This window comes from Jatrophihabitans endophyticus, assembly GCF_900129455.1.
In the GTDB taxonomy this organism is placed as follows: domain Bacteria; phylum Actinomycetota; class Actinomycetes; order Mycobacteriales; family Jatrophihabitantaceae; genus Jatrophihabitans; species Jatrophihabitans endophyticus.
The window spans coordinates 124,888-151,716 of sequence record NZ_FQVU01000002.1 but is presented as its reverse complement, the minus strand read 5'-3'; the positions used below and the strand labels follow the sequence as shown (position 1 = coordinate 151,716).

The window sequence follows — 26,829 nt, the reverse complement described above, 5'->3', positions numbered from 1 at the left end:
CGACACTGGACGCATGGGTCACGTGGAGGTCGCCGGCATCGGGCACGTGCTGGCCGACGGGCGCGCGCTGTTGACCGACGCGGGCTTTCGGGTCGGCGACGGCGTCAAGGCGGCACTGGTCGGCGCGAACGGCGCGGGCAAGACGACGCTGCTGCGCATGATCGCCGGCGACGAGCAGCCGCAGCGGGGGACCGTCACCCGCGTCGGTGGGGTGGGCGTCATGCGTCAGTTCATCGGCTCGGTGCGCGACGCGACGACGGTGCAGGAGTTCCTCGTCCGGCTCGGGCCGCCCGCGGTCGGCGCCGCGTGGGACGCGCTGCAGGCCGCCGAGCTGCGGATGATGGAGACCGACGACGAGGCCTCCCAGCTGGCCTACGCGCACGCGATCGCCGAGTGGGGCGACGCCGGCGGCTACGACGCCGAGGTGCTGTGGGACACCGTCACGGTCGCCGCGCTCGGCGTGCCGTTCGAGCGCTGCAAGTACCGCGAGCTGACGACGTTGAGCGGCGGCGAGCAGAAGCGGCTGGCGCTCGAACTGCTGCTGCGCGGTCGCGACGAGGTGCTGCTGCTCGACGAGCCGGACAACTACCTCGACGTCCCCGGCAAGCGCTGGTTGGAGCAGCGGCTGCGCGAGACGACCAAGACGGTGCTGTTCGTCAGCCACGACCGGGAGCTGCTGGCGACCGTCGCCGATCGCGTCGTCACCGTCGAGGGCGGCACGACGTGGGTGCACGGCGGGGGCTTCGCCTCCTACCACCGGGCCCGCGCCGACCGGCACGAGCGGATGGCCGAACTGCGACGGCGCTGGGACGAGGAGCACGCGCGCCTCGTCGACCTGGTCAACACCCTCAAGATCCAGGCGCGTGTCAGCGAGTCGATGGCGCAGAAGTACCGCGTCCAGGCTCGCCGGCTGGAGCGCTTCGAGGCCGTCGGTCCGCCCCCGGACCGCCCGGAGGACGAGACGGTGACGATGCGGCTGCGTGGTGGCCGCACCGGCGTGCGCGCGGTCGGCTGCGAGGGCCTCGAGCTGTCCGGGCTGATGCGGCCGTTCGACGCGGAGATCTTCTACGGCGAGCGGATCGGCGTCCTCGGCGCGAACGGCGCCGGCAAGTCGCACTTCCTGCGGCTGCTGGGCGGTGAGGACGTCGCGCACGACGGCGAATGGCGGCTCGGCGCGCGGGTCGTGCCCGGCCTGTTCGCGCAGACCCACGCGCACCCCACCTGGCTCGACCGGACGCTGCTGGAGCTGCTGTGGGACGGCGGCGAGGGCCGTCCCGGCGTCGACCGGGGCCGCGCCATGTCGCTGCTGCGGCGTTACGGCCTGGGCGAGCAGGCCGAGCAACGGTTCGGCACGCTGTCGGGCGGGCAGCAGGCGCGCCTCCAGATCCTGCTGCTCGAACTCGGCGGCTGCACGCTGCTGCTGCTCGACGAGCCGACCGACAACCTCGACGTGCTCAGCGCCGAGGCGCTGGAGGACGCGCTCGGTCGCTTCGAGGGGACCGTCCTCGCCGTCACGCACGACCGTTGGTTCGCCCGCTCCTTCGACCGGTTCCTCGTCTTCGGTGCCGACGGGCGGGTGTACGAGTCCGACGAAGCGGTGTTCGACGAGACCCGGGTCGTGCGGGCCCGATGAGCGCTCCGCAGGGCGCTGCGATTCGGCTGGACACCGGCCGGCAGCGGAGGCGGGTCGGGGTCGGGCTCGCCGTCCTGCTGGCCCTGGCCGGCGGCCTGCTGGCCGGTGCCTTCGTCGCAAACTCGACCGGCAAGCGGGTGTTCGCGAGCGTCCTGGTCGTCGTGCTGGTGGCTCTCGCCGCGCTCGTGGCGGCCGGCGGCCGAGTCGCCCTCGCGCCGCACCGGTTGCTCGTCGACCCCGCGGGCCTGGCCTGGGACGCGCGCCGGCGGCCGTGGCGGGTCGACTGGGACGAGCTCGTCACGGTGGAGCTGCACGCCGGCTGGCGTCGCACCGGGGTGGGCAACGGCACGCTGTGGACGGTCCGGCTGCGGCTGGTGCCGCGCGACCCGGACCCGTTCGCCGGTCGGCATCCGGAGCTCGCCGCGCTGCGCGGCCGACTGCGGGTCGGACCGGACGCGTTCGCGGTGCCGCTGGGCCCCACCCCCGAGCTCGTCGAGCCGGTCCACCAGGCACTGCGCTCCTTCGGGGGCAGCAGCTACGGCGGGATGGTGACCGTCCCGGGGCTGCGCGCGCCGTGACCGGTGTGCGGCCGCAATCGCGTCAGGTGGCGACGCCGTAGACGACGATGTTGTCCAGGTAGTTGCCGGTCGCCGCGTCGAACGGACCGCCGCAGGTGACGAGCGCGATGCGCCCCGCGATCTTCTGGTCGAAGATCTGCCGGTACGGCAGCGCCGTCTTGTGATACGTCCGGACGGCGGTGACGCGGAAGCGCACCTTGGTCTTGCGCGCGTTGTACTTGCCGTAGACGTCGACCACGTCGTCCTTGTGGAGCTTGCCGATCGAGGCGAACGTGCCGGTCACGCCCGCGTAGTTGATGTGGCTCGACAGCACGGCGGTGCCCTTGCGGGCGCCGGGCTTGGCCCCGGGGCTCCACCAGCCCACGATCTTGGGGTTCTTGGGGATCTCGAGCTCGCCGTCCGGGCTGGTGGCCACCTCGACGATGCGCGCGGTGGCCTTGAGCCGCGGGATGTCGATGCGGGTCGGCGCGAGGGCCGCGCGGTAGGTGCCCGTCACCGACGGGACCGGCGCGGTGTCCGGCGCCGCGGCCGCCACCCGGTCGTCGCGGCCGTAGTAGGGCGAGGTGTTCCAGGCGATGCCGGCGATCGCGACGATCAGCACGGCTCCGATCACGCAGGCGAGCGGCACCACGCCGACGCGTCGCAGCACTGCCGACGAACTGTGCTTCATCGCACTCGACTCCCGTCCCCGGGGGGGTACGGCCGGGGTGAGGTCAGGGTAGACGAGAGTGCCGGATTTGGCGGGTCGAAGTCGCGCCGGTAACCTTCGGTCTCGACGTGCGACCTCGCACGTCCCGGCCATGCCCCGGGGTACACGCCAGCGCGAGTCGTTCGGCGGTGACCGTGGGGGCGCACACCGCGTGAAGACCGACCGAAAGAGTTGCTGCATGCCGTCCAAAGGCACGTACTCCCCGAAGCCGGGTGAGATCGAGCGTCGCTGGCACGTGATCGACGCGAACGACGTCGTCCTCGGCCGCCTGGCCACCCAGGCCGCCACCCTCCTGCGCGGCAAGCACAAGCCGCAGTACGCCCCGCACATCGACACCGGCGACTTCGTCATCGTCGTCAACGCCGACAAGGTCGCCGTCTCGCCCAGCAAGCTCGGCGAGCTGCGCTACCGCCACTCCGGCTACCCGGGCGGCCTGAAGCAGGTCACCGTCGGTGATCTGCTCGAGCGTCGTCCCGAGCGCCTCGTCGAGCTCGCCGTGCGCGGCATGCTCCCCAAGAACTCCCTCGGCCGGGCCCAGCTGAAGAAGCTCAAGGTCTACGCCGGCCCCGACCACCCGCACGCGGCCCAGAAGCCGCAGCCGTTCGAGATCAAGCAGGTGTCGCAGTGACCTCTCCCGCTCCCGTCGTCGGTCGCCGCAAGGAGGCGATCGTCCGCGTCCGCATCGTCCCCGGCAGCGGCGAGTTCAAGCTCAACGGCCGCAGCCTCGAGAACTACTTCCCGAACAAGGTGCACCAGCAGCTCATCAAGGAGCCGTTCGTCACCCTGGAGAAGGACGGCCAGTTCGACGTCATCGCCACGCTGTCCGGCGGCGGGGTCACCGGGCAGGCCGGCGCGCTGCGGCTCGCCATCGCCCGCGCGCTCATCAACGCCGAGCCCGACGACCGGCCGGCGCTGAAGAAGGCCGGCTTCCTCACCCGCGACCCCCGGGTCAAGGAGCGCAAGAAGTACGGCCTGAAGAAGGCCCGCAAGGCTCCGCAGTACAGCAAGCGGTAACCCGTTCGTGGGCTCGCTGTTCGGCACCGACGGCGTACGCGGCCTCGCCAACGGTGACCTCACCCCGGAACTCGCACTGGCGGTGGCCGCGGCCGCAGTGCGCGTCCTCGTCGCCCACGACGCGTCCCACCGCCCGGTTGCGGTGGTGGGACGCGACCCGCGGGCGAGTGGCGAGATGCTGGAGGCGGCCGTCGTCGCCGGGTTGACCTCGGCCGGTGCCGACGTGCTGCTCGTCGGCGTCGCGCCGACCCCGGCCGTCGCGTTCCTGACCGGCTCCTACGGCGCCGACCTCGGCGTCGTGCTCTCGGCGTCACACAACCCGATGCCCGACAACGGCGTGAAGCTGTTCGCCGCGGGCGGCCACAAGCTGCCCGACGACATCGAGGCCGAGATCGAGGCCGCCGTCGCGGCCGGTGCGCCGTTCCGGCCGACCGGCGCGCGGGTGGGCCGGGTCCGGGTGGCCGACGACGTGGTGGAGCGTTACGGCGCGCACCTGCTCGGCGCCCAGCCGACCCGGCTCGACGGCCTGCACGTCGTCGTCGACTGCGCCCACGGCGCGGCCTCGCACGTGGCGCCGGAGATCTACCGCGGCGCGGGCGCGCAGGTGACCCCGATCGCGGCCCGGCCCGACGGCCTGAACATCAACGACGGGGTGGGCTCGACACACCTCGACGGCCTCGTCACCGCGGTGCGCGAGACCGGGGCGCACCTCGGCATCGCGCACGACGGCGACGCCGACCGCTGCCTGGCGGTCGACGCCACCGGCGCGGTGGTCGACGGCGACCAGCTGCTGGCCGTCTGCGCCCTGGCGCTGCGCGACCGCGGCTCCTTGCGCGACGACACCGTGGTGGCCACGGTCATGAGCAACCTCGGGTTCCACCACGCCATGCGCGGTGCCGGGATCGAGGTGATCACCACCGCCGTCGGCGACCGTTACGTCCTCGAGGCGTTGCGCGCCAAGGAGCTCAGCCTCGGCGGCGAGCAGAGCGGTCACCTGGTCTTCAGCGACGCCGCGACGACCGGCGACGGGCTGCTCACCGCGCTGCACGTGATGGCCCGGATGGTGTCGACCGGCACGCCGCTGGCCGAGCTGGCCGCCGTCGTGCAGCGGCTGCCGCAGACCCTCGTCAACGTGCGCGTGGGCGACCGCGCGGCGGTGGCCGACTCGCGCGAGGTCGCGGCGGCGGTCGCGGCGGCGGAGTCCGAGCTGGGCGACGCCGGCCGGGTCCTGCTGCGACCGTCCGGGACCGAGCCGCTGGTCCGGGTCATGGTCGAGGCCGCCACCCAGGACTACGCCGACGAGGTCGCGCGGCGGCTCGCGGGCGTCGTCGGCGCCGTCTGAGCCCTCCCGGTCGGTGATCGAGAGGACGTAGCGGCCGCCATGGCGACCACTACGTCCTCTTGATCACGAGTGGGGGTGTCGGGCGAGCTACTTCGCGGCGGCGGCCTTCTTCGCCGCGGCCGACAGCGTGTCGACGAGGCCGGGCAGCGCGCCGGGCAGCGACACCGCCGTCGGCGGCGACACCGCCGCCACCTTCTCGGTCCCGACGATCGCGGCGACCGCGCCGGTCTTCACCGCGGGGATGCCCTTGGCGTACGGCTTGGCCAGGAAGGTCTTGAGCAGCGCCGGGGTGTCGGCGTAGGTCACGAGGATGTCGCTGTCGATCTGGTCGACCAACTCATGACTCAGCGTGTAGTAGAACGACTCCTTGCCGTTGGCCAGCGCGTCGACGCTCGGCGCGCTGGACGGGCCCAGGTCGAGCATGAACCCGACGCGGGCGTCGGCCTTCTTGTAGACGTAGAACGTGCCGCCGACGTCCCACACCGCGGCGAGCGTCTTGCCCTTCAGCTCCGGGTGCGCGGCCGCCGCGGTCGAGATCTGCTTGTCGATGCCGGCCAGCACCTGCTTGCCCTGCTGCTCACGGCCCAGCGCCTTGGCGACCTGCGCGACGTTCGTCGTCCAGGGCGTGGTGTACGGCTTGCCGGTGTAGGCGACGGTCGGGGCGATGTCGCTGAGCTTCTTGTACTGCTCGGCGGTGATGCCCGTGGACGTGGCGAGGATGAGGTCCGGCGACGCCTTGAGGATCGCGTCGTAGGCGGGCTCCGCGGTGGCCTTGGGCAGGACGGTCGGCGTCTTGACGCCCATCGACTTGATCTTCTGCTCGGTCCACGGCGGGATGCCGTCGGCGCCGGAGCCGTAGACCTGGTACTCCATCGCGGCCGGCACGACGCCGACGGCCAGCGCGGCGTCGGCGACGCCCCAGCCGAGAGTGACGACGCGCTTGGGCGCCTCGTCGACGGTGGTCGTGCCCAGGGCGTGCTTCATCGTCACCGGGAACGCGTCGGTGGCGCCCGCGGTCGTCGCGGCGCCCGAGGAGCCGGCCGGCTCGTCGTCGGTCTCGGAGGTGGAGCAGCCGGCCAGCGCCAGGGCGGCGGCGGTGAGCGCGACGAGGGAGGCGCGCAGGAGGGGGCGGCGGGTCATGATCGTCCTCTCGACTTAGGTTTGCCTAACCTAGCGAAGAGGTGTCGGCGCGGTGCAGCCGGCCCATGGGCACGACCATCGGCGAGCCGCTCACCGGGTCGGCCACGACGAGGCTCTCCAGCGCGAACGTGTCGCGGATGGCCGCCGCGGTGATCACCTCGGCCGGTGCGCCGCCGCCGGTCACGCGGCCCTCGCACATGAGGACGACGTGGTGGGCGTAACGCGCGGCGAGGTTCAGGTCGTGCAGCACCATGACGATCGTGGTGCCGTGATCGCGGTTGAGGTCGGCGAGCAGGTCCAGGACCTCGATCTGGTGGGTGACGTCGAGGAACGTCGTCGGCTCGTCGAGCAGCAGGATGTCGGTCTGCTGGGCGAGCGCCATGGCGATCCACACCCGCTGCCGCTGGCCGCCCGAGAGCGCGTCGACCGCACGGTCCCGGACGTCCAGGGTGGACGTCGCCCGGAGCGCCGTCGCGACGATCTCGTCGTCGGAGCCCGACCACGGCGAGAACCATCGCTGGTGCGGATGGCGACCGCGCCCGACCAGCTCGGCGACGGTGATGCCGTCCGGGGCCACCGGGTGCTGCGGCAGCAGGCCCAGCGTCGTCGCGACGTCGCGCGTGCGCAGCGAGTGGATGTCGCTGCCGTCGAGCACCACCTGGCCCGAGGTGGGGCGCAGCAGCCGGCCGAGCCCCCGCAGCAGCGTCGACTTGCCGCAGCCGTTCGGCCCGACGATCGCGGTCACCCGACCGGGCGGGACGGTGAGATCGAGGTCGGTGACGACCGTCCGCCCCTCGTAGCCGAGGTGCAGGCCCGCGGCGCGCAGCTCGTGCTCGGCAGGGCGGGCGTCGGTCGAGACGGTCACGACTGGCCTCCGGTGGTTCGGGAACGGGTGGCGAGCAGCCAGAGCAGGTAGGGCGCGCCGATGGCGCCGGTGAGCACACCGGCCGGCAGCCGGGTGCCGCCGGGGATGAGGTGCTGGCCGGCGAGGTCGGCGACCAGCACGAGCAGTGCGCCCACGAGCGCCGCGGGCACCAGGGCCGACGAGCCGTCACGCAGCAGCCGCCGGGCGATCGGCGCGGACATGAAGGCCACGAAGGCGAGGGGGCCCGCACCCGCCACGCCGACCGCGGCGAACATGACCGCGAGCGCGAGCAGCGCGAGGCGGCGCCGGTCGGCCGGCACGCCCAGCCCGGTGGCGGTGTCGTCGCCGAGCTGCAGCACCCGCAGGCTCGGCGCGGCGCCGGCGGCGAGCAGCAGCAGCGCGCCCAGGCTGACGGCCGCGATGGCGTTGCCGGTCCAGGTGGCGTCGCCGACGCCGCCGACGAGCGCGACGAGCGCGACCTGGGCCTGCTGCACCTCGGCCCGGGTGAGGACGTAGCCGAGCGCCGCCGTCACCATGAACGCGACGCCGATGCCGACGAGGACGAAGCGGTTGCCGGCCACCGTGCCGTCCCAGGCGAGCCCGTAGATCACCAGCGCGACGAGGACGGCCCCGCCGAAGGCGAGCCCTGACAGCGCGACACCCGACCAGCCGAGCACCAGGCTGCCCAGCACCGTCGCGACGCTGGCGCCGCCGCTGATGCCGAGGATGTCCGGGCTGGCGAGCGCGTTGTGCAGCAGGGCCTGGAACAGGGCGCCGGACAGCGCGAGCGCGGCACCGGCGAGCATCGCCAGCACGACGCGGGGCAGCCGCAGCTGCAGCACGAGGACGTCGGTGAAGCGGGTGCCGTGGCCGAGGATCGTCCGGACGATGTCGGGCGCGGACACGGTGAGGTCGCCGACGCTCACCGCGATGGTCGCCACCGTGAGCACGGCGACGACCAGCACCGTCACGACGAGCGCGTAGCGGCGCCGGCGTCGCAGTCGCGGCGCCCGTATCAGCGCGGCCGCGGCCCGGGTGGCGGCCGCGTCGCCGGTCCGGTCGGGGGCCTGCTTGGACAGTCGGACCGCGGTCATCGCACCGGCACCTGGCCACGACGGACCAGCCCGATCATCACCGGCGCGCCGAGGAAGGCCACGACGATGCCCGCCTCGAGCTCGCCGGGGCGGGCCACCAGCCGGCCGAGGACGTCGGCGCCGAGCAGCAGGGCCGGCCCGAGCGTGGCTGCGAGCGGCAGCACCCAGCGGTAGTCGCCGCCGGCGAGACGCCGGGCGATGTGGGCGACGGTGAGCCCGACGAACGCGATCGGTCCGGCGAGGGCGGTCGCCGACCCGCAGAGCAGGACGATGGCCGTGCCCATCACCAGCTTCGCGCGGCGCAGGTCCTGGCCGAGGCCGACCGCGGCGTCCTCGCCGAGCGCGAGCGCGTTCATCGTCCGACCGCTGCCGAGGGCCAGGGCAGCGCCGACGAGCAGGAACGGCAGCACCGTCAGCAGGCTGCCGGTGTCGGGGTTGGCGAGCGAGCCCACCGACCAGAACCGGTACTGGTCGAGGGTGGTGCGGCTGGTCAGCAGGACGAGGGTGACCAGCGAGGTGCCGGCGGCCGTCACGGCGGCGCCGGCCAGCGCGAGCCGGAACGGGGTGGCGCCCCCGGTCGCGCGCGACGCGATCGCGTAGACCACGACGGTGGCGACCGCGGCCCCGGCGAAGGCGAACCACACGAAGCCGACGGGCGAGCTGATGCCGAGCCAGGTGATCGCGGTGACGACGAGCAGGGAGGCGCCGGCGTTGACGCCCAGGAGGCCCGGGTCGGCGAGGGGGTTGCGGGTGACGCCCTGCATGACCGTCCCGGCGAGGCCGAGCGCGGCCCCGGCGGCCAGGGCGGTGAGGGTCCGTGGCACCCGCAGCCCGCGGATCGTTTCCGCGAACGGGGCGCTCGGGTCGGTCAGGGCGGTGAACACGGCGCCGGGGGAGATGGCGCGCGTGCCGAGCGCCAGGCTGAGCACGCACATCACCACGACCGCGGCGAGGCAGGCCCCGAGCGCGGCGGCCCGGGCGCGCGGTCGGTGACGAGGGTGAGCGGTCGCCGAGTCGGCGACCACGGGACGCCGCGAACGACCACTCGGCGTGGGGGTGGTCGACGGAGCGGACGGGGGCACGCCGGTCAGTTCTGCTCGGCGCGGCCGTGGCGCCAGTAGCCCATGAACGCGACGCGTCTGCGATCGACTCCTGCGTCGGTGACCAGCAGTCGCCGCAGCTTCTTGATCACCGCGGCCTCGCCGGCGAGCCAGGCGTGGAACTCGCCGTCGTCGGCGGCGTCGGGGGAGTCCCAGAGCAGCTCCACGTCCACGTCGACGTCGTCGAGCTGTTGCGCGACGGCGGCGGCGGCGCCGCGCACGACGGCGGGGTTGTCGGCGATCCACGCTGACACCGCGTCCTGCAGCCGGGCGCCGCGCTCCGCGTCGCCGCGGGCCAGCCAGCGCACGTCCGCCCGGGCGAGGGTCGGCAGCTCCTGCGCGTCCCCGGCGTCGGGGACCTCGACGAGGACGGTGACGCGATGTCGCTCGTCGAGCGAGGCGAGGATCCCGGCGATGCCGGGAACGGCGGTCTCGTCGCCGGCGAGCAGGAAGCAGGTGGCCGCGCCCGGGCGCCAGTCGATGCCGCTGGCCGAGTGCAGGCTGCGGACGTCCGGGCCGACGATGACGAGCTCGCTGCCGGCGTCCGCGCCGGCGAGCCACCGCGCGGCCGGACCGTCGACGTGGCCGGTCGGCCCGTGGTGGGGGTGGATCACGAAGTCGACGTCGAGCTCGTGCGCCTCGGGACGCAGCGCCCGCACCGTGTACGTCCGCAACGGATTGCGACGCTCGTCGGGCAGCGCCAGCCAGCGCGAGTACCAGTCGCCGTCGGCGCCGAGGTCGGCCACCGGGGAGTCCGGCAGCGGCAGCAGCAGCTTGATCCGTTGGTCCAGCCCGTCGCGGCCGAAGAGGTCGAGATCCGCCCCGGTGAACGTCACCCGCCGGAAGTGCGGGCTCAGGTGCCGGATCCGGCTGACCCGTACGTGGAACGGGCGGTAGGGCGGCCGATCGTCACGTTCGAGCTGGGGCGCTGCCGCTGAAGTTAGCATTGCCTAACTTTGTCATATCAGGACGCCGCGAAGCGAATGGTTCCGGTCTCGTCGGGCTGTGAATGCAGCCTGCCGCGCTCGACGAGGACGAGCAGGTGGGCCATCGTCTCCTGGACGGCCAGGATGCGATTGACGACGTCGAGGTCGTCGAAGTGCCGGTTGCGACGCGTCCACCCGAGCCGCCGCGCCGCCTCGTAGCCGGTGTCCGCGCCGTGGTCGACCGCGGCGACGGTCTCGTCCAGGCGGCGCTCGTGGTGGGCGAGCAGCTCGTCGATCCGGGCGTGCACGGAGTCCGTCGCGGGACCGTGCGCGGGCAGCAGGCGGGCATCGGGGAGCGCGCGGACGAGCTCCAGCGAGGACAGGTAGTCGCGCAGCGGGGACGGTGGGCGGTCGAGCTCCACCCCGATCGAGGGCGTGATGTGCGGCAGCACGTGGTCGCCCGCGAACAGGCTCGCCGCGGCCGCGTCGTGGAAGACGAGGTGGCCGCGGGTGTGGCCCGGCGTCGCGATGGCCCGCAGCGTCCGCGTGCGCAGCGGGATCTCGACGCCGTCGGAGAGCCAGCGGTCGGGGTCCTCCCAGTTGGTCTGGTCGAAGCCGCCGTGCCGGTCGGCGAGGGTCGCCGCCAGCTCCGTCGCACCGGCCTCGCGGAGGCGCGCGATGTCGGGGTGGTCGGTGACGGTGCGGATGAGCTCGAGGCAGGACCGCTCGCCCTCGCCGAGGCTCACCCTGCTGCCGTGCAGCCGGCGCACCGCGACCGCCTGCGTGTAGTGGTCGCGGTGGACGTGGGTGCACAGGAACTCGCGCACCTGGTCGAGGCCGTAGCCGAGCGTCGCCAGGCCGCGCGTCAGCTCCCGCTCGGACTCGGCCAGGGCCCAGCCGCCGTCCACGAGCACGACCTCGTCCCCATCGGCGATGGCGTAGACGTTGACGGCCTTGAGCCCGTCGTTGGGCAGCGGCAGCGGGATGCGGTGCACCCCGGTGCCGACCTCGACGGCGCCGGGCCGCTCCCACTCGTGGCGGTCGGCCGTGAGGTCGGTCTCCATCCGGTGCACCGTATGCGACCGCGTCCCCGGCGCTGCGGGGAGCACCGGCTCGGACGTCTTAGAGGCCAGTGAGTCGGGACGGCGACGACCTCACCGCGCTTGGGATGCTGGCGCCATCATGACTTCCACCCGTTCTCTGCCAGCGCAGTCGGAGGACCCCACGGCCGCCACGAAGACCAAGCGGTTCGGCCTGTCCTGGACGCAGATCGCCGCCGCCGGCTTCGCGTCCATCACCGCGACCGTGATCCTGTCCTTCTTCTCCATCAGCGGCACCCTCATCGGCGCCGCCGTCTTCAGCATGGCCAGCGCCGTCGGCAACGCCGTCTACGGCCAGTCCCTGCGCTCCACCCAGGACAAGGTGCTCGACGTCCTGCCCGTGGGCAAGGCCGACCCGGCCTCGCCCACCGTCGTGCTCCCGGCCGTCGGTGACGCCGACGGTGACGCCGTCGGTGACGCCGAGCCGACGCTGCCCGCCGCGGCGCCGTCGGCGCCGGCGGTCCTCTCGCGTCGGGCGTGGAAGCGCGTGATCGTCCTCGCGGTGCTGCTGTTCGCCTTCGTCATGGCCGTCGTGACGACCGTCGAGCTGATCGCGGGGCGGCCGCTCACCGACGTCCTGCGCGGCGAGAACGGGTCGGGCACCTCCCTGGGCGGCGGCGGCCGGGCCCCGGCGCCGACCGTGACGGTGACCGTCACGCCCAGCGTCGTCGTCACCACGCCGACGGTCACGCAGACGGCGCCGACGCCGGCGGCGACCACCACCGTCCCGGGGTCGGCGACGGCCACCGTGACGAGCACGCCGACCACGACCGCGCCCGCGACCTCCTCGTCGCCGACCACCTCGCGCACCGCGACGAGCGGCACGCCGAGCTCGTCGTCGACCACGCCGCGCTGAGCGCCGGGCTAGTCTCCTAGACCATGTGCGGCATCGTCGGCTACGTGGGTCCACGCCCGGCCCTCGACGTCGTGGTCGAGGGATTGCGGCGCCTGGAGTACCGCGGCTACGACTCGTCCGGCGTCGCGCTCATCGGCCCCGACGGGCTGCAGGTGGCCAAGAAGGCCGGCCGTATCGAGAACCTGGACAAGGCGCTCGCCGACCGCCCGCTGAGCGGCGGCACCGGCATGGGGCACACCCGCTGGGCGACGCACGGCCGTCCCAACGACCGCAATGCGCACCCGCACACCGACGCCACCGGCCGGGTGGCGGTCGTCCACAACGGGATCATCGAGAACTACTCCCAGCTGCGCGCCGAGCTCGAGGGCGACGGGATCGAGCTGGTCAGCGACACCGACACCGAGACCGTCGCGCATCTCGTCGCCGGCCAGTTGGCCGGGGGCGCCGCCTCGCTCGCCGACGCGCTGCGCGCGGTGTGTCGACGCCTGCACGGCGCGTTCACGCTCGTGGTGGTCGACGCCGAGCAGCCCGACGTCGTCGTCGCCGCGCGCCGCAACTCCCCGCTCGTCGTGGGGGTCGGCGACGGCGAGACCTTTCTCGGCAGCGACGTCGCCGCCTTCATCGAGTACACCCGTGACGCCGTCGAGCTGGCGCAGAACCAGGTCGTCGAGATCCGCCGCGACGGCTACACGATCACCGACTTCGCCGGCGACCCGGCCGAGGGCAAGCCGTTCCGGATCTCGTGGGACCTCACCGCCGCCGAGAAGGGCGGCTACGACCACTTCATGCTCAAGGAGATGGACGAGCAGCCGCAGGCGGTCCGCGACACGCTGCTCGGCCACCTCGTCGACGGCCAGATCGTGCTCGACGAGCAGCGTCTCGACCAGCAGGAGCTGCGCGACATCGACAAGGTGTTCATCGTCGCCTGCGGCACCGCCTATCACTCCGGCCTGATCGGCAAGCAGGTCATCGAGCACTGGACACGGGTGCCGGTGGAGGTCGAGATGGCCTCGGAGTTCCGCTACCGCGACCCGGTGCTCGACCGGCAGACCCTCGTCGTGCCGATCAGCCAGTCCGGCGAGACCGCCGACACGCTCGAGGCCGTCCGGCACGCGGTGGAGCAGCGGGCCAAGGTGCTCGCGATCTGCAACACCAACGGCGCGCAGATCCCGCGGGAGTCCGACGCGGTGCTCTACACGCACGCCGGCCCGGAGATCGGGGTCGCGGCCACCAAGACCTTCCTCGCGCAGGTGGCGGCGGTGGAGCTCGTCGGGCTGGCCCTCGCACAGGCTCGGGGCACCAAGTACGGCGACGAGGTCGTCCGCGAGTACGACGCCCTCTGCTCCATGCCCGACGCGATCGCCGCGACGCTGCAGGCGATGCAGCCGGTGCGCGACCTCGCCCGCGAGATCGCCCACGAGAAGGCGGTGCTGTTCCTGGGGCGGCACATGGGCTACCCGGTCGCGCTCGAGGGTGCGCTGAAGCTCAAGGAGCTCGCCTACATGCACGCCGAGGGGTTCCCGGCCGGGGAGCTCAAGCACGGTCCGATCGCGCTGATCGAGGACGACCTGCCCGTCGTCGTCGTCATGCCGTCGCCGACGGGCCGGCCCACGCTGCACCAGAAGATGCTGTCCAACGTCGCCGAGATCACGGCCCGCGGCGCCCGCACGATCGTCATCGGCGAGCCCGACGACGCCGGGGCGCGCGAGCTCGCCGCCCACTTCGTCGAGGTGCCCCCGGTGCCGACCCTGCTCTCGCCGTTCGTGCAGACCGTCCCGCTGCAGGTGCTCGCGGCCGAGATCGCCGCCGCCCGCGGCTACGACATCGACAAGCCCCGCAACCTCGCGAAGTCGGTCACGGTCGAGTAGCGGCCCGCTCCATCACATCGCGGACGTCCTCGGTGGCGAGGAAGAACTGCGGGGCGAGGATCTCCCATCCTCGCTCCTTGCATTCGCGGCTGAACGCCGCATGGTCGGCGTCGATGGAGCCACTGGTCTCGTCCAGCACACCGCCGCCGGCGCCGTAGACACTGAGGTGGTACAGCCACTCCGTGCCGTCGGGGTCGGTCGAACGGAAGATCGACTCGAACGCGACCCGCTCGCGGGGCAGGGTCGCGACGCACTCGTCGTAGCGGTCGTTGAGCATCCGCATCCATTCGTCGGTGCGACCGGCCTTGCCGGGCTGCAGGCGGGCACGCAGCAGTTCGAGCCGGACGCCGGGCGGGACCGACGGCGGCATCGTCACGGCGTCCAGCCGGGCCTGGAACGCGGCCGCGGGATCGGCGGCTGAATCGGCGGCTGAGTCGGCGGCTGAGTCGGTCATGCGCTGCAGCGTAGGTCCGAAATGCGGCCCGTCCCGTTAGAGTCGCGGGTGTGACGAGCGCCTCGGTCAAGTCGGTGGACCTGCTCATCGTCGGGGCAGGGCCGGTGGGGCTGTTCGGCGCCTACTACGCGGGCGTGCGCACCCTCTCGACCGCCGTGCTGGACTCCCTCGAGGAGCCCGGCGGCCAGATCACCGCGATGTATCCCGAGAAGGCGATCTTCGACGTCGCCGGCTTCCCGGCGATCCGGGGACGCGAACTCGTCGACCAGTTGCTGGCCCAGGCGGCGCCGTTCGCGCCGCACTACCTGCTCGGGCACCAGGCCGTCGGGCTGGAGCGCGGCGCGGGCGACGGGGCCGGCGCCTTCGCCGTCACCACGGCCACCGGTCACCGCATCGAGTGCCGCGCGATCGTCGTCACCGGCGGCATCGGCACGTTCACGCCGCGTCCGCTGCCGGTCGGCGGCGAGTACCTGGGACGCGGCCTGGTGCACTTCGTCCCCGAGCCCGAGGCGTATCGCGGTCGCGACATCGTCGTCGTGGGCGGTGGTGACTCCGCGCTCGACTGGGCGCTGATGCTCGAGCCGATCGGCCGGTCGGTGACCGTCGTCCACCGGCGGGCGGAGTTCCGCGCCCACCAGCACTCGGTCGAGTTGATGCGCACGTCGTCGGTGCGCGTCATCACCGACGCGCAGGTGACGGCCGTCCACGGCGATCCGGACGTCGACGGTGTCGAGGTGACGGTGAACGGCGGGGCCGAGGTGGTACCGGTGGCCTGCGACCGCCTCATCGCGGCGCTCGGCTTCACCGCCAACCTGGGACCGCTGATGGAGTGGGGCATCGACATCCGCAAGCGGCAGATCATGGTCGCGACGACGGGGCAGACGTCGGTGCCGGGCATCTACGCCGCCGGCGACATCGTCGACTACGAGGGCAAGGTCAAGCTCATCGCGACCGGCTTCGGCGAGGTCGCGACCGCCATCAACAACGCCTACGCCTTCCTGAACCCCGGCAAGTCGGCGTTCCCCGGTCACCTGTCGGACTACGCGCCCGCGCCGACCGAGCCGGTCGGGTCCTCGCCGGCCGCGCGGTGACCCGCCGGACCGGAGCGTCGCGATGATCGTCGGGGTGGGCATCGACGTCGTGCCCGTCGAGCGGTTCGCGCGGGCCCTGGCCCGCACGCCCGGGCTGGCCGCGCGGCTGTTCACCGCGGGCGAGCAGGTGACGTCCTCGGGCACCCCGCGCGGCGCCGAGTCGCTGGCGGCCCGCTTCGCGGCCAAGGAGGCGCTGGCCAAGGCGCTCGGCGCCGGCGGCGGCATGCGGTGGACCGACGCCGAGATCCTCGTCGACGACCGGGGCCGGCCGTCGGTGTCGGTGCGCGGCACGGTGGCCGCACGGGCCGACTCGCTGGGTGTCGCGCGCTGGCACGTCTCGCTCTCGCACGACGGCGGCATCGCCTCCGCGACCGTGATCGCCGAGACGGGCTGACCCTGCCTCCCGTCCCCTGCCTCCCACCCCTGCCTCCCGCCCCCACCGACTGGCGACTTCCCCCGTCGACTGGCGACCTATAGCGCGACTGGCGAGCTATAGATCGCCAGTCGGCCGATAAGTCGCCAGTCGGCGGGACAAGTCGCCAGTCGATGGGCGGGGTGGGATGGGTAGGACGACCGGCGTGCGAGGTGTCCACGGCGTCGACGAGATCCGGACGGCCGAGAACGAGCTGATGGCCCGGTTGCCCGAGGGGGCGCTGATGGCCCGGGCGGCGACCGGACTGGCCGTCGAGTGCGCTCGCCTCCTGGGGCCGGTCTACGGCGCGCGGGTCGTGCTGCTCGTCGGCGCCGGCAACAACGGCGGCGACGCGCTGTACGCCGGTGCCTGGCTCGCCCGGCGCGGGGTGCGGGCGACGGCCCTGCTGCTCGCGCCGGACAAGGCGCACCCGGGCGGCCTCGCCGCGTTCCGGGCCGCGGGCGGACGGACGGCCGATCCGACACCGGCGGCGCTCGCCGGCGCCGACCTCGTACTCGACGGGATCGTCGGCATCGGCGGCACGGGGGGTCTGCGCGACGAGGCGGTCCCGCTGGCGCAGGCCGCCCGCGACGCGCTGACCGTCGCCGTCGACGTGCCCTCCGGGGTGGACGCCGACACCGGCGCGGTCGAGGGCGAGACGGTGCACGCCGACGTCACCGTCACCTTCGGCGCGCTCAAGCCCGGCCTCGTCGTCGGCACCGGCGCCGAGCGGGCGGGGGAGCTGCGGCTGGTCGACATCGGCCTGGCGGCCACGCTGCCCGCAGCCTCGACCCACGTGTTCGAGGCCGCCGACGTCGCGGCGCTGCTCCCGACACCGGGCGCGGCCGACAACAAGTACACGCGCGGGGTGCTGGGCGTCGCCGCGGGCTCGTCGGCGTACCCCGGCGCCGGCGTGCTGTGCACCGGGTCGGCGATCAACGGCGGCGCCGGCATGATCCGCTACGTGGGGACGGCGGCGGACGCCATCCGCGCGCAGTACCCCGAGGTCGTGGTGCAGGAGGGCGCGGCGCCGGATGACCTGCACGTGCAGGCGTGGGTGGCCGGCCCCGGGATGGGCACCGACGACGCCGCGCACGACCTGCTCGCGGCCGTCCTCGCGACCGGTGAGCCGGCCGTCGTCGATGCCGACGGCATCACGCTCGTCGGGTCGTCGCCCGGGCTCGTCCGCGACCGGGACGCCCCGACGGTGCTCACCCCGCACGACGGCGAGTTCGCGCGGATCGCCGACGGCCCGTCGGGCGACCGGCTGGCCTCGGTACGCGCCGCTGCCCGCGACCTCGACGCCGTCGTCCTGCTCAAGGGCAACGCGACGGTGATCGCCGCGCCCGACGGACGGGCCTGGGTCAACCGCACCGGCACCCCGTGGCTCGGCACCGCCGGCAGCGGCGACGTGCTGAGCGGCCTGATCGGGTCGTTGCTCGCAGCCGGCCTCGAGGCCCCGCTGGCGGCGGCGGTCGGCGCCTACGTCCACGGTGTCGCCGGCCAGCTCGCCGCCCAGGGCGGCCCGCCGTCCTCGCTCGACGTCCTGCACGCCGTCCGCCCGGCGCTGCGCGAGATCGGCCGCGGCTGAGGGTCGACGCCCCGTCGTCCACAGCCCCCCGCGGGACTCTCCGGAACTCGCCACACTGGCGCGGTGCCGCGCATACTCGAGGCGACCGGAGCTGCGACCCGGAGGTGCTGCCCGTGCAACCGACCATCCCGACCCGGCGAGACGAATGGACGTTCGAGGACGTCGACGCGCTCGACGTCCCCGACTGGTGGCGCTACGAGATCGTCGACGGGACGCTCGTCGTGAGCCCGTCCACCGGCGGCGACCACGAGCTTGCGAGCGCCGAGATCCGGATCGCGCTGCAGCGTGACATGCCGGCGGACATTGCGGTGGTCGGCCCCATGGGCGTGCGGATCGGCCGCTCCTACCTCGTCCCCGACCTCGTCGTGGCGCACCGTTCCCGGCTCCGGGGGGCGAGGACGCTCGACCCGCACGACGTCCTGCTCGCCGCCGAGATCGTGTCGCCGGGCTCGGTGACGATGGATCGCGTCCTCAAGCCGGCGAAGTACGCCGCGGCCGGGGTCGCGCACTACTGGCGGATCGAGACCGATCCGGTGGGCCTCACCGTCGGCCGGCTGGCCGGCGACGTGTACGTCGAGGCCGGCACGTGGCAGGCGGGCGAGGTCGCCGAGCTGTCCGAACCGTTCCCGGTGACCGTCGACCTCGGGCGGCTACTCGGCGAGTAACGCCGGTGCCGCCGAGCGCAGCAGCAGCCGGTCGCAGACGCCGACGACGACGAGGCCGCCGAGCGCGCACAGCCCCAGCGTGAGCGGCGAGGTGTGCGGGCCGAGCGGCAGCAGCGCGAGCAGCGCCGCCGCGACGCCGAGTCGCGGCCACGAGGCCACCCGCCACACGACGGCCTTGAACAGCGCGTGCCCGACGAGGAACAGCGCCGTGCTGCCGAGGATTAACCACGCCGTGGTCATGCCGGCGTGCCCGCTCGTCGGGTGGTGCAGCAGTTGCTCGTCGGCGGCGGCGGACACGACGATGCCGGCCACGACCAGCGGGTGCACCCAGTGGAAGGCCGAACGGGCCATCCGCCCCGGGTCGTCGGAGTTCTCGATGCGCTCGGTGCTGTCGTCGGCCGCACGGTCGAAGTACACCCACCAGAACCCGACGCTGCCGGCGAACGCGGCGGCGAAGGCGACGACCTCGGCGGTGGTCGGTTCGGCGAGGGCAGCGAACGTCGAGCCGGTGACGACGACCGACTCGCCCAACGCGATGAGGACGAAAGCCTGCACCCGTTCGGCGAAGTGACCGCCCTGGATCGTCCAGTCGTGGGTGTCGGACGCGCCGATGCCCGGGACGCGGAAGCCGACCGCGGCGCCCAGCACGTCGATCGCGATGGCCAGCAGCCACAGCGCCTCGCGACCGTGCCCCTCGGCCAGCGCGCCGAGGATCATCACCGCGCTGCTGGCCGTGCACCACACCGTGATGCGGACGAAGGTCGCCCGCAGCGCCTCGCCGCGCAGCAGCCAGACGAGCAACAGCGACCGGCCGATCTGCATCACCGCGTAGGTGACCGCGACGGTCGTGCCCCGGTCCTCGAAGGCGCCGGGCAGGGCCGTGGCGAGCACGAGGCTCCCGAGCATCAGCACGAGCAGCATCGCGCGCACCGGCAGCCGGGTCGGGTCGACGTAGGTGGTGGCCCAGGTCGTGTAGATCCAGATCTGCCACACGACCGCGAGCAGGATCGCGGTGCGGAAGACCCCCTCGCCGTCGAGGTGCTCGATGAGGGTGTGCGACAGCTGGGTGACGGCGAAGACGTAGACGAGGTCGAAGAAGAGCTCGACGGTCGTCACCCGGCCGGCGCCGGCGCCCTGCCGGAGTACCCGGGCCCGCTGCGGAACTGCCATCGGGACAGCATGCCAAGTCGGTGATACTGGTGGGGTGACCGTCGGCATCCCGCGCACCGAGGCCGTCGTCGACCTGGCCGCCGTCGCCGGCAACGTCGCCACGATGAAGGCCGGCACGACCGCCGAGGTGATGGCCGTCGTCAAGGCCGACGGGTACGGCCACGGGCTCGTCCCCAGCGCCCGGGCGGCGATCGCCGGCGGGGCCACCTGGCTGGGTACCGCGATCGTGGCCGAGGCGCTGGCCCTGCGGGCCGCGGGCGTCACGGTGCCGCTGCTGGCCTGGCTGTGGACGCCCGGGGAGGCCGACACCGTCGAACGCGCCGTCGCCGCGGACGTCGACCTGTCGGTGAGCAGCACGTGGCAGCTCGCCGCCGTCCGCGAGGCCGCGACGGCGACCGGCCGGACCGCCCGCGTCCATCTCAAGATCGACACCGGGCTGTCGCGCAACGGCGCGGCCGCGTCCGACTGGCCCGAGCTCGTCACCGCGGTCGCGAAGGCGCAGGCCGAGGGATCGGTCGAGGCGGTCGGCGTCTGGAGCCACTTCGCCTACGCCGACGAGCCGGGCCACCCCACCATCGCGCGGCAGCTCGACGTCTTCGCCGACGCGCTGGCCGCCGCGGCCCGGGCCGGTGTCGAGCCGCAGCTGCGCCACATCGCCAACTCGGCGGCGACGCTGACGCTGCCCGCGGCGCACTTCGACCTCGTCCGCCCGGGCATCGCGGTGTACGGGTTGCCGCCGGTCGCCGGCGACTTCGGCCTCGTCCCGGCGATGACGCTGCGCGCGGCGGCGGCGTCGGTGAAGCGCGTCGCCGCCGGCGAGGGCGTCTCCTACGGCCACGAGTACGTCACGCCCCGCGAGACGACGCTCGTGCTCGTCCCGCTCGGCTACGCCGACGGCGTCCCGCGGCACGCGTCGCGCGTGGGGCCGGTGTGGGTGAACGGCGAGCGCTTCCGCATCGCCGGCCGCGTCTGCATGGACCAGATCGTGGTGGACGTCGGCGAGCTCGCGGTCGCGCCGGGCGACGAGGTCGTGCTCTTCGGCCCCGGCGCCCGCGGCGAGCCGACCGCGCAGGACTGGGCCGATGCGATCGACACCATCCACTACGAGATCGTGACCCGGGTCGGCCCGCGGGTGACCCGGACGTACGTCGGCCCCCCGGGCGGAACGGCATGACGCTCGGCCCGATGCGCGGGCCGGGGCGCGCCGTCCGCGACGACCCGACGCGCAGCGTCGAGCTGCCCACCGCCGCCGACACGCACGAGCTGGGGCGGCGGCTGGCAGGGGTGCTGCGGCGCGGGGACCTCGTGATCCTCGACGGTCCGCTCGGCGCGGGCAAGACCGCGCTCGTCCAGGGCATCGGTGCCGGGCTGGACGTCACGGTGCCGGTGGTCTCGCCGACCTTCGTCATCGCGCGCGTGCACCCGCCCCGACAGCCCGACGGCATCACGCTCGTCCACGTGGACGCGTACCGGTTGGCCTCGTTGGCCGAGGTCGACGATCTCGACCTGGACGTCGACGCGGCCGCCGTCGTCACCGCGGTGGAGTGGGGCGCCGGGATGGCCGAGCAGCTCGCCGACTCCCACCTGTCGATCGCGCTGGCGCGTGCCGCGGACACCGAGACCCGTACGGCGACCCTCCGCCCGCACGGCGGCGACTGGGCCGCGCGCCTGGCCGGCGTGCTCCCGGCCTAGGCTCGATCCCCGTGTTCGTGCTCGCGATCGACACGTCGTCCCCCGCGGTGACGGCGGGCGTCGTGCTGGTCGCCGAGGGTGCCGACGGTGCGGACGCCGGCATCACGGTGCTGGCCGAGCGGGCGCCCCTCGCCGCGCGCGGCCACGGGGAGCTGCTGGCCCCGGCGCTCGCCGAGTGCCTCGGCGCCGCGGGCCTGGCGCCCGCCGATCTCGGTGCCGTCGTCGCCGGCGTCGGCCCGGGGCCGTACACCGGTCTACGGGTCGGGCTCGTCACCGCCGCGGCGTTCGCCGACGCCCTCGGCGTGCCGGCCTACGGCGTGTGCTCGCTGGACGCGATCGCCGCGCAGGCCCAGGACGAGTCGCGGCCGGCGGGGGATCTCGTCGTGCTCACCGACGCGCGGCGCAAGGAGGTCTACTGGGCGCGCTACGACGGACGGGAGCGGACCGCAGGCCCCGACGTCGCCCGCCCCGCCAACGTCCCGCTCGCCGGTGTCGCCGCCGGCGCCGGGGCCGCCGCCGACCTCTACGCCGACGCGTGGCCGGCGCTCCACCGGGTGCCGCACCGCTACCCGACCCCGGCCGTGCTGGTCGGGCTGGCCCGCGACCGGATCGTCGCCGGCGCGCCGGGCGAGATCCTCGAACCGCTCTACCTGCGCCGTCCCGACGCGGTGGTGCCGGGCACCCCGAAGGCGGTGACGCCGCGATGAGCACCACCGTCACGCTCGTGCCGATGACCCGCGCGCACATCGACCTGCTGCTGCCCCACGAGCGCGAGATGTTCGGGACCGAGGCGTGGTCGGCGAGCAGCTACCGCGCCGAGCTGGCCGACACCCGGCTGCGCCACTACGTCGCCGCCGAGGACGCGACCGGCGCGCTGCTCGGCTGGGGCGGCGTCATGGTGGTGGCCGAGTCCGCCGAGATCCTCACGGTGGGGACGGTGCCCGCCGCCCGGCGCCGCGGGGTCGGCCGGCTGCTGCTGACCGCGCTGCTCGCCGAGGCGGTGCGTCGTGGGGCGACCGAGGTGTTCCTCGAGGTCCGGGTCGACAACGACGCGGCGCTCGCGCTCTACGACGGCGAGGGGTTCGCGCGGCTGGGCGTCCGGCGCGGCTACTACGACGCCGGCCGGGTCGACGCCGTGACGATGCGCAAGGAGCTGCCGGCGTGACCGTCGTGATGGGGATCGAGACGTCCTGCGACGAGACCGGGGTCGGCTTCGTGCAGGACGGCGTGCTGCTCGGCGACGCGCTCGCCAGCAGCATGGCCGAGCACGCCCGCTTCGGCGGGGTGGTGCCCGAGATCGCCGCCCGCGCACACGTGCAGGCGATGGTGCCGACGGTGCAGGCGGCGCTGCTCGACGCCGGCATCACCCTCGCCGACGTCGGCGCGGTGGCGGTGACGGCCGGTCCGGGGCTCGCGACGGCGCTGCACGTCGGCGTGGCGGCGGCGAAGGCGTATGCGCTCGCGCTCGGCGTCCCGCTGTACGGGGTGCACCACCTCGCCGGGCACGCCGCCGCCGACACCCTGGAGCACGGGCCGCTGCCCGCACGCTCGGTCGGCCTCATCGTGTCCGGCGGCCACACGTCGCTGCTGAGCGTCCGCGACCTCGTCCGCACCCCGATCGTGCACCTGTCCGACACGGTCGACGACGCGGCCGGCGAGGCGTTCGACAAGGTGGCGCGGCTCATCGGCCTGCCCTACCCGGGCGGGCCGTCGATCGACCGCGCCGCGAAGGAGGGCGACCGCGATGCGATCCGCTTCCCGCGACCCTTCACCGGCCCGCACGACCCGCCGCTCGGCTTCTCCTTCTCGGGGCTCAAGACCGCGGTCGCGCGCCACGTCGAGGCGCATCCGGACGTCAACGCTGAGGACGTCGCGGCGAGCTTCCAGGAGGCGGTGGCCGACGTCCTCACCGCCAAGGCGCTGCGCGCCTGCCGCGACGAGGACGTCGAGACCCTCGTGATCGTGGGCGGGGTCGCCGCCAACAGCCGGATCCGCGAGCTCGCCGCCGAGCGTTGCGCCGCCGCCGGCGTCGACCTGCGCATCCCGCCGATGCGGCTGTGCACCGACAACGGCGCCATGATCGCCGCCATCGGCGACCTCCTCGTACGCGACGGCGCGACGCCGTCGGACCCCGGCTTCTCCGCCGTGCCGACCGTCGAGCTGCGGCAGGCCCAGCTCGTATGACCGTCATGTGGGAGGGCAGGGCGGCCGACGGCCGCGGCGAGGAGCTGCTGGCCTACGCGCTCGCCCACGCCGATCCCGATGCCGGGGTCTACCGCAGCGCGGACGGCCGCGTCGTCGTCGTCGACCCCAGTGGCCGCGGCCTGCCCGACGCGCCGGCCGAGCTGATGGCGCGGCCGCCGCACTCGTGGCCCTTCGAACGGGTGCGCTGACCGGTCGGAGGTTGCGGGCGGCCCGCCGGACCAGCAGAGTCGAGCCGTGACGACATCCGACGAGCGCACCGACGAGCTCGCCCCGTCAACGGGCACCACCGAGCCGACCCGGCGCGGCGGTGGCCGCGGGATCGTCGGCATGCCCGCCGCGGCCGCGCGCTACGCGAGCCGCGTCCGCCACACCGCACGCAACGTGGCCGAGGTCGTCCGCTTCGGCGGTCTCGAGACCGACGAGGAGAACTCGCCGTTCGACGTCGCGGCCGAGCGCACCACCTACCGGCTGCGGCACTACTTCGCCGCGAGCGTGCCGGCCGACGCGACGCCGATCCTGCTCATCCCGCCGCTGATGATGACCGCCGAGGTCTGGGACGTCTCGCCGACGACGTCGGCCGTCGCGGCGCTGCACGAGGCCGGCATCGACCCGTGGGTCGTCGACTTCGGCCGTCCGGACCACGAGCCGGGTGGGCTGCAGCGCACGCTCACCGACCACGTCCTCGCCGTGAGCGATGCCGTCGACCGCGTCGTCGCCGCCACCGGGCGCAAGGTCGTGCTCTCCGGGTACTCGCAGGGCGGCATGTTCGCCTACCAGACCGCCGCCTACCGTCGCGGGAAGGACGTCGACTCCATCGTCGCCTTCGGCTCGCCGGTCGACACCACCGCGCCGCTGCCGATCCCGATCGCCCCGGACGTCGCCGCGCGGCTGGCCCGCGAGATCGTGGACTCCGGCCTGCTGCGCAACCGCGCCGTCCCGGGCTGGTTCGTCCGACTGGGGTTCAAGGCGCTCAGCCCGGCCAAGACGGTGCAGGGCCGGATGCACTTCCTGATGCAGCTGCACGACCGCGACGCCTTGCTGCCGCGCGAGAAGCAGCGCCAGTTCCTGGACAGCGCGGGGTGGACGGCGTACTCGGGCCCCGCGATCGCCGAGCTGCTGGAGCAGTTCGTGGCGCACAACCGCATGCTCGAGGGCGGTTTCGACATCGACGACGAGCTGGTCACGCTCGCCGACATCGACGTGCCCGTGCTGACGGTCGTGGGCTCGTCGGACACCTTCGGTCACCCCGACTCGGCGCGCGCGATCCGGCGCGCCGCGCCGCGGGCGGAGGTCTACGAGGTGACCATCAACGCCGGTCACTTCGGGCTCGTCGTGGGCAGCAACGCCACCACCATCACCTGGCCGGCCGTCTCGGCGTGGATCGACTGGCGCCGCGGTCGCGCGCCGCTGCCCGACGACATCGTCATGGCCGACACCGTCGACACCTCCAAGCCGCTGCGGCCGACGACCGCCGCCACCGCGATCGCGCAGGCGACCGAGCTCGGCATCGGCGTGGGCCGGGCGGTGTTCACCAGCGCGCGCCGGGCGTCCCGGCTCGCCCGCAGCATCGCCCGCGAGGCTCCCGCGCAGCTGCCCAAGATCGCCCGCATCCAGCAGCTCGAGCCGGCCACGCGCATCTCGCTGGGGCTGCTGCTCGACGAGCAGGCCCGTCGCGCGCCCAGCGACATCGCGTTCCTGTTCGGCGATCGCGCGCACCGGCAGTGGGACGTCAAGGCGCGCGTCGACAACGTCGTCCGCGGCCTCGTCAGCATCGGCGTCCACCAGGGCGACCACGTCGCCGTGCTCATGGACACCCGGCCCTCGGCGTTCACGCTGATCGCCGCCATCAGCCGCCTCGGGGCCACGGCGGTGCTGCTGCGACCGGACTCCGACGTCGTCCGCGAGATCCGGCTCGGCGGCGCGACGTGGGTCGTCAGCGACCCCGAGCACGCCGGGGCGAGCGACGAGGTCGACGGCGTCACCTGGGCCGTCCTCGGCGGCGGGGGCCCGGCCGGTGGGGACGCCACGGCCCGGCCCGACCTGCCCGACGGGGTGGTCGACATGGAGCTCATCGACCCCGACGAGGTCGTCCTGCCCGCCTGGTACGGCGCCAACCCGCACCGGGCGGGCGACGTCGCGTTCGTGCTCTTCACCGGCGAGGGCGGGGGGACGAAGGCGCTGCACATCACCAACCGACGCTGGGCGCTCTCGGCGCTGGGGACGGCCTCGGCGGCGTCGCTGCGCCCCGGGGACACGATCTTCTCGACGACGCCGATCCACCACTCGTCGGCGCTGCTGATGACGATCGGCGGCGCCGTCGCCGGGGGCGCCCGCTTCGCCATCGCGAGCGCCGACGACCCGGACACGTTCTGGCAGGAGGTCCGGCGCTACGGCGCGACGCACGTCTCCTACACCTGGACCTCGCTGCGCACGGTCGTCAACGCCCCGCCGAACCCGGCCGAGCACCACCACCCCGTCCGGATGTTCATCGGCTCGGGCATGCCTCGCAACCTCTGGCGCCGGGCCACCGAGCGCTTCCCGACCGTCACGGTGCTCGAGTTCTACGCCTCGGCCGAGGGCGAGGCCATCCTCGCCAACGTGACCGGCCGCACCCCCGGTTCGATGGGACGCTCCCTGCCCGGCACCGCCGAGGTCCGCGTCGCGGGCTTCGACCTGCAGGCCAACCGGTTGCAGCGCGACGAGAACGGGCTGGGGCGCGAGGCCGAGGTCGACGAGCTGGGCCTGCTGCTGGCGCGGGTGGACCCGCGCGACTCGTTCGCCGGGGTGCCGTTGCGCGGGGTCTTCGAGGCCGGCGACGCGTGGCGTTCCACCGGTGACCTCTTCCTGCGTGACGAGAACGGCGACCTGTGGCTCGGCGGGGCGGTGGCCGAGGTCGTGCACACCGCCGCGGGACCCGCGATCCCGTCCGGGGCGCGGTTCGCCCTCGGCTCGATCCCGGCCGTCGACCTCGTCGTGGCCTACGGCGTCCACGACGCCGACCGCGGGTCGGACGTGCTGGTCGCCGCGGTCACGTTGCGCGAGGACGCCGAGGCACTCACCGCCGCCGACCTCGACCGCGTGCTCGACAAGCTGCCGGTGGTGATGCGGCCGCGCTACGTCCAGGTCGTCCCCACCATCCCGCTGACGACGTGGCACCGGCCGCACTGGCGCACGCTGCAGGCCAAGGGGGTGCCGCGCCCCGGACGCGGGCGCCGGGTGTGGGCGCTGGCGGCCGACGACGTCCACTACGAGCAGGTCACCTGAACGACCTTCCCCGGTCGTGCAACGGATCGCCGCCCGGCGCTGTCTACCGGGGGTGGAGGT

27 protein-coding genes are annotated in these 26,829 nt (G+C 74.0%); 18 read left to right on the top strand and 9 right to left on the bottom strand.

Translation table 11 applies throughout. From position 1 onward, the window contains the following. Positions 1-13 precede the first annotated feature (13 nt). Positions 14-1,633 (top strand): ABC-F family ATP-binding cassette domain-containing protein, encoded by a 1,620-nt coding sequence (locus BUE29_RS05930; protein ID WP_073387530.1) that lies wholly within the window; start codon positions 14-16, stop codon positions 1,631-1,633. Then, a complete protein-coding gene (locus BUE29_RS05925; protein WP_073387526.1) occupies positions 1,630-2,211 on the top strand; it encodes a hypothetical protein in 582 nt (193 codons plus the stop codon). The genes BUE29_RS05930 and BUE29_RS05925 overlap by 4 nt, the downstream gene beginning before the upstream one ends. 22 nt (positions 2,212-2,233) lie before the next feature. Here BUE29_RS05925 and BUE29_RS05920 read toward each other — a convergent pair whose 3' ends face one another. Beyond that, the gene (locus tag BUE29_RS05920; protein ID WP_143168018.1) at positions 2,234-2,881 is read right to left on the bottom strand and encodes a class F sortase; all 648 of its coding nucleotides are present in this window, start codon (positions 2,879-2,881) and stop codon (positions 2,234-2,236) included. Positions 2,882-3,098: 217 nt separating this feature from the next. Between BUE29_RS05920 and rplM the strand changes: the two genes are divergently transcribed. The 3 genes from rplM to glmM are packed head-to-tail and all read left to right on the top strand — an operon-like array spanning position 3,099 to position 5,276. After that, the gene (gene rplM, locus BUE29_RS05915; RefSeq protein ID WP_073387519.1) at positions 3,099-3,548 is read left to right on the top strand and encodes a 50S ribosomal protein L13; all 450 of its coding nucleotides are present in this window, start codon (positions 3,099-3,101) and stop codon (positions 3,546-3,548) included. Beyond that, complete coding sequence (gene rpsI, locus BUE29_RS05910; protein WP_073387516.1) at positions 3,545-3,934, top strand: 30S ribosomal protein S9; 390 nt, start codon at positions 3,545-3,547, stop codon at positions 3,932-3,934. The genes rplM and rpsI overlap by 4 nt, the downstream gene beginning before the upstream one ends. A gap of 7 nt (positions 3,935-3,941) precedes the next feature. Continuing rightward, on the top strand, positions 3,942-5,276 hold the full coding sequence (gene glmM, locus BUE29_RS05905; protein WP_073387513.1) for a phosphoglucosamine mutase: 1,335 nt from the start codon (positions 3,942-3,944) through the stop codon (positions 5,274-5,276). A gap of 87 nt (positions 5,277-5,363) precedes the next feature. On the opposite strand, the gene BUE29_RS05900 is transcribed toward glmM, so the two are convergent. From BUE29_RS05900 to BUE29_RS05875, 6 genes are all read right to left on the bottom strand, one after another. Then, positions 5,364-6,416 (bottom strand): iron-siderophore ABC transporter substrate-binding protein, encoded by a 1,053-nt coding sequence (locus tag BUE29_RS05900; RefSeq protein WP_073387509.1) that lies wholly within the window; start codon positions 6,414-6,416, stop codon positions 5,364-5,366. A 25-nt stretch (positions 6,417-6,441) separates the two neighbouring features. Further along, positions 6,442-7,281 (bottom strand): ABC transporter ATP-binding protein, encoded by an 840-nt coding sequence (locus BUE29_RS05895; protein ID WP_073387506.1) that lies wholly within the window; start codon positions 7,279-7,281, stop codon positions 6,442-6,444. Continuing rightward, entirely contained in the window at positions 7,278-8,375 is a 1,098-nt protein-coding gene (locus BUE29_RS05890) for a FecCD family ABC transporter permease (RefSeq protein ID WP_084180779.1), read from the bottom strand. The genes BUE29_RS05895 and BUE29_RS05890 overlap by 4 nt, the downstream gene beginning before the upstream one ends. After that, on the bottom strand, positions 8,372-9,400 hold the full coding sequence (locus tag BUE29_RS05885; protein WP_073387503.1) for a FecCD family ABC transporter permease: 1,029 nt from the start codon (positions 9,398-9,400) through the stop codon (positions 8,372-8,374). The genes BUE29_RS05890 and BUE29_RS05885 overlap by 4 nt, the downstream gene beginning before the upstream one ends. Positions 9,401-9,462: 62 nt before the next feature. Further along, entirely contained in the window at positions 9,463-10,422 is a 960-nt protein-coding gene (locus BUE29_RS05880) for a siderophore-interacting protein (RefSeq protein ID WP_073387500.1), read from the bottom strand. A 17-nt stretch (positions 10,423-10,439) separates the two neighbouring features. Beyond that, positions 10,440-11,465: an MBL fold metallo-hydrolase gene (locus BUE29_RS05875; protein ID WP_073387498.1), complete on the bottom strand. Its 1,026-nt coding sequence runs from the start codon at positions 11,463-11,465 to the stop codon at positions 10,440-10,442. A 118-nt stretch (positions 11,466-11,583) separates the two neighbouring features. On the opposite strand from BUE29_RS05875, the gene BUE29_RS05870 reads away from it, so the two are divergent. Together BUE29_RS05870 and glmS are read left to right on the top strand one after the other, a co-directional pair. Next, positions 11,584-12,357: a hypothetical protein gene (locus tag BUE29_RS05870; protein WP_073387495.1), complete on the top strand. Its 774-nt coding sequence runs from the start codon at positions 11,584-11,586 to the stop codon at positions 12,355-12,357. A 23-nt stretch (positions 12,358-12,380) separates the two neighbouring features. Next, positions 12,381-14,225, top strand: coding sequence for a glutamine--fructose-6-phosphate transaminase (isomerizing) (gene glmS, locus BUE29_RS05865; RefSeq protein WP_073387492.1), 1,845 nt, complete (start codon positions 12,381-12,383; stop codon positions 14,223-14,225). Here glmS and BUE29_RS05860 read toward each other — a convergent pair. Beyond that, the gene (locus BUE29_RS05860; protein ID WP_084180777.1) at positions 14,212-14,679 is read right to left on the bottom strand and encodes a DUF6176 family protein; all 468 of its coding nucleotides are present in this window, start codon (positions 14,677-14,679) and stop codon (positions 14,212-14,214) included. The two genes, glmS and BUE29_RS05860, sit on opposite strands and share 14 nt — an antisense overlap. Before the next feature lie 50 nt (positions 14,680-14,729). Between BUE29_RS05860 and BUE29_RS05855 the strand changes: the two genes are divergently transcribed. The 4 genes from BUE29_RS05855 to BUE29_RS22385 all read left to right on the top strand — a co-directional run bounded on the left by BUE29_RS05855 (position 14,730) and on the right by BUE29_RS22385 (position 18,438). After that, positions 14,730-15,770 (top strand): NAD(P)/FAD-dependent oxidoreductase, encoded by a 1,041-nt coding sequence (locus tag BUE29_RS05855; RefSeq protein ID WP_073387489.1) that lies wholly within the window; start codon positions 14,730-14,732, stop codon positions 15,768-15,770. 22 nt (positions 15,771-15,792) lie between these two features. After that, complete coding sequence (locus BUE29_RS05850; RefSeq protein ID WP_073387486.1) at positions 15,793-16,164, top strand: holo-ACP synthase; 372 nt, start codon at positions 15,793-15,795, stop codon at positions 16,162-16,164. Between the two features lie 184 nt (positions 16,165-16,348). Further along, the gene (locus BUE29_RS05845; protein WP_073387483.1) at positions 16,349-17,773 is read left to right on the top strand and encodes an NAD(P)H-hydrate dehydratase; all 1,425 of its coding nucleotides are present in this window, start codon (positions 16,349-16,351) and stop codon (positions 17,771-17,773) included. A gap of 113 nt (positions 17,774-17,886) precedes the next feature. Further along, the gene (locus BUE29_RS22385) at positions 17,887-18,438 is read left to right on the top strand and encodes a Uma2 family endonuclease (protein ID WP_159440830.1); all 552 of its coding nucleotides are present in this window, start codon (positions 17,887-17,889) and stop codon (positions 18,436-18,438) included. Here BUE29_RS22385 and BUE29_RS05835 read toward each other — a convergent pair. Then, positions 18,424-19,608, bottom strand: a complete 1,185-nt coding sequence (locus tag BUE29_RS05835) for a low temperature requirement protein A (RefSeq protein WP_073387478.1) — start codon at positions 19,606-19,608, stop codon at positions 18,424-18,426. The two genes, BUE29_RS22385 and BUE29_RS05835, sit on opposite strands and share 15 nt — an antisense overlap. Positions 19,609-19,711: 103 nt before the next feature. On the opposite strand from BUE29_RS05835, the gene alr reads away from it, so the two are divergent. The 7 genes from alr to BUE29_RS05800 are packed head-to-tail and all read left to right on the top strand — an operon-like array spanning position 19,712 to position 26,769. Continuing rightward, entirely contained in the window at positions 19,712-20,782 is a 1,071-nt protein-coding gene (gene alr / locus BUE29_RS05830; RefSeq protein WP_407657317.1) for an alanine racemase, read from the top strand. 11 nt (positions 20,783-20,793) lie between these two features. After that, entirely contained in the window at positions 20,794-21,300 is a 507-nt protein-coding gene (gene tsaE, locus BUE29_RS05825) for a tRNA (adenosine(37)-N6)-threonylcarbamoyltransferase complex ATPase subunit type 1 TsaE (RefSeq protein WP_073389396.1), read from the top strand. Positions 21,301-21,311: 11 nt separating this feature from the next. Then, entirely contained in the window at positions 21,312-22,007 is a 696-nt protein-coding gene (tsaB, locus tag BUE29_RS05820) for a tRNA (adenosine(37)-N6)-threonylcarbamoyltransferase complex dimerization subunit type 1 TsaB (RefSeq protein ID WP_073387463.1), read from the top strand. Next, positions 22,004-22,465 carry a ribosomal protein S18-alanine N-acetyltransferase gene (rimI, locus tag BUE29_RS05815; RefSeq protein WP_084180773.1) on the top strand — a complete coding sequence of 154 codons (462 nt, stop codon included), beginning with the start codon at positions 22,004-22,006 and terminating at the stop codon, positions 22,463-22,465. Before tsaB ends, rimI begins: the two co-directional genes overlap by 4 nt. An 8-nt stretch (positions 22,466-22,473) precedes the next feature. Next, a complete protein-coding gene (gene tsaD, locus BUE29_RS05810; RefSeq protein ID WP_073389393.1) occupies positions 22,474-23,484 on the top strand; it encodes a tRNA (adenosine(37)-N6)-threonylcarbamoyltransferase complex transferase subunit TsaD in 1,011 nt (336 codons plus the stop codon). Next, complete coding sequence (locus tag BUE29_RS05805; RefSeq protein WP_073387460.1) at positions 23,481-23,693, top strand: hypothetical protein; 213 nt, start codon at positions 23,481-23,483, stop codon at positions 23,691-23,693. The genes tsaD and BUE29_RS05805 overlap by 4 nt, the downstream gene beginning before the upstream one ends. A 46-nt stretch (positions 23,694-23,739) precedes the next feature. Continuing rightward, positions 23,740-26,769 (top strand): alpha/beta fold hydrolase, encoded by a 3,030-nt coding sequence (locus BUE29_RS05800; RefSeq protein WP_200800081.1) that lies wholly within the window; start codon positions 23,740-23,742, stop codon positions 26,767-26,769. The last annotated feature ends 60 nt before the right edge of the window (positions 26,770-26,829 follow it).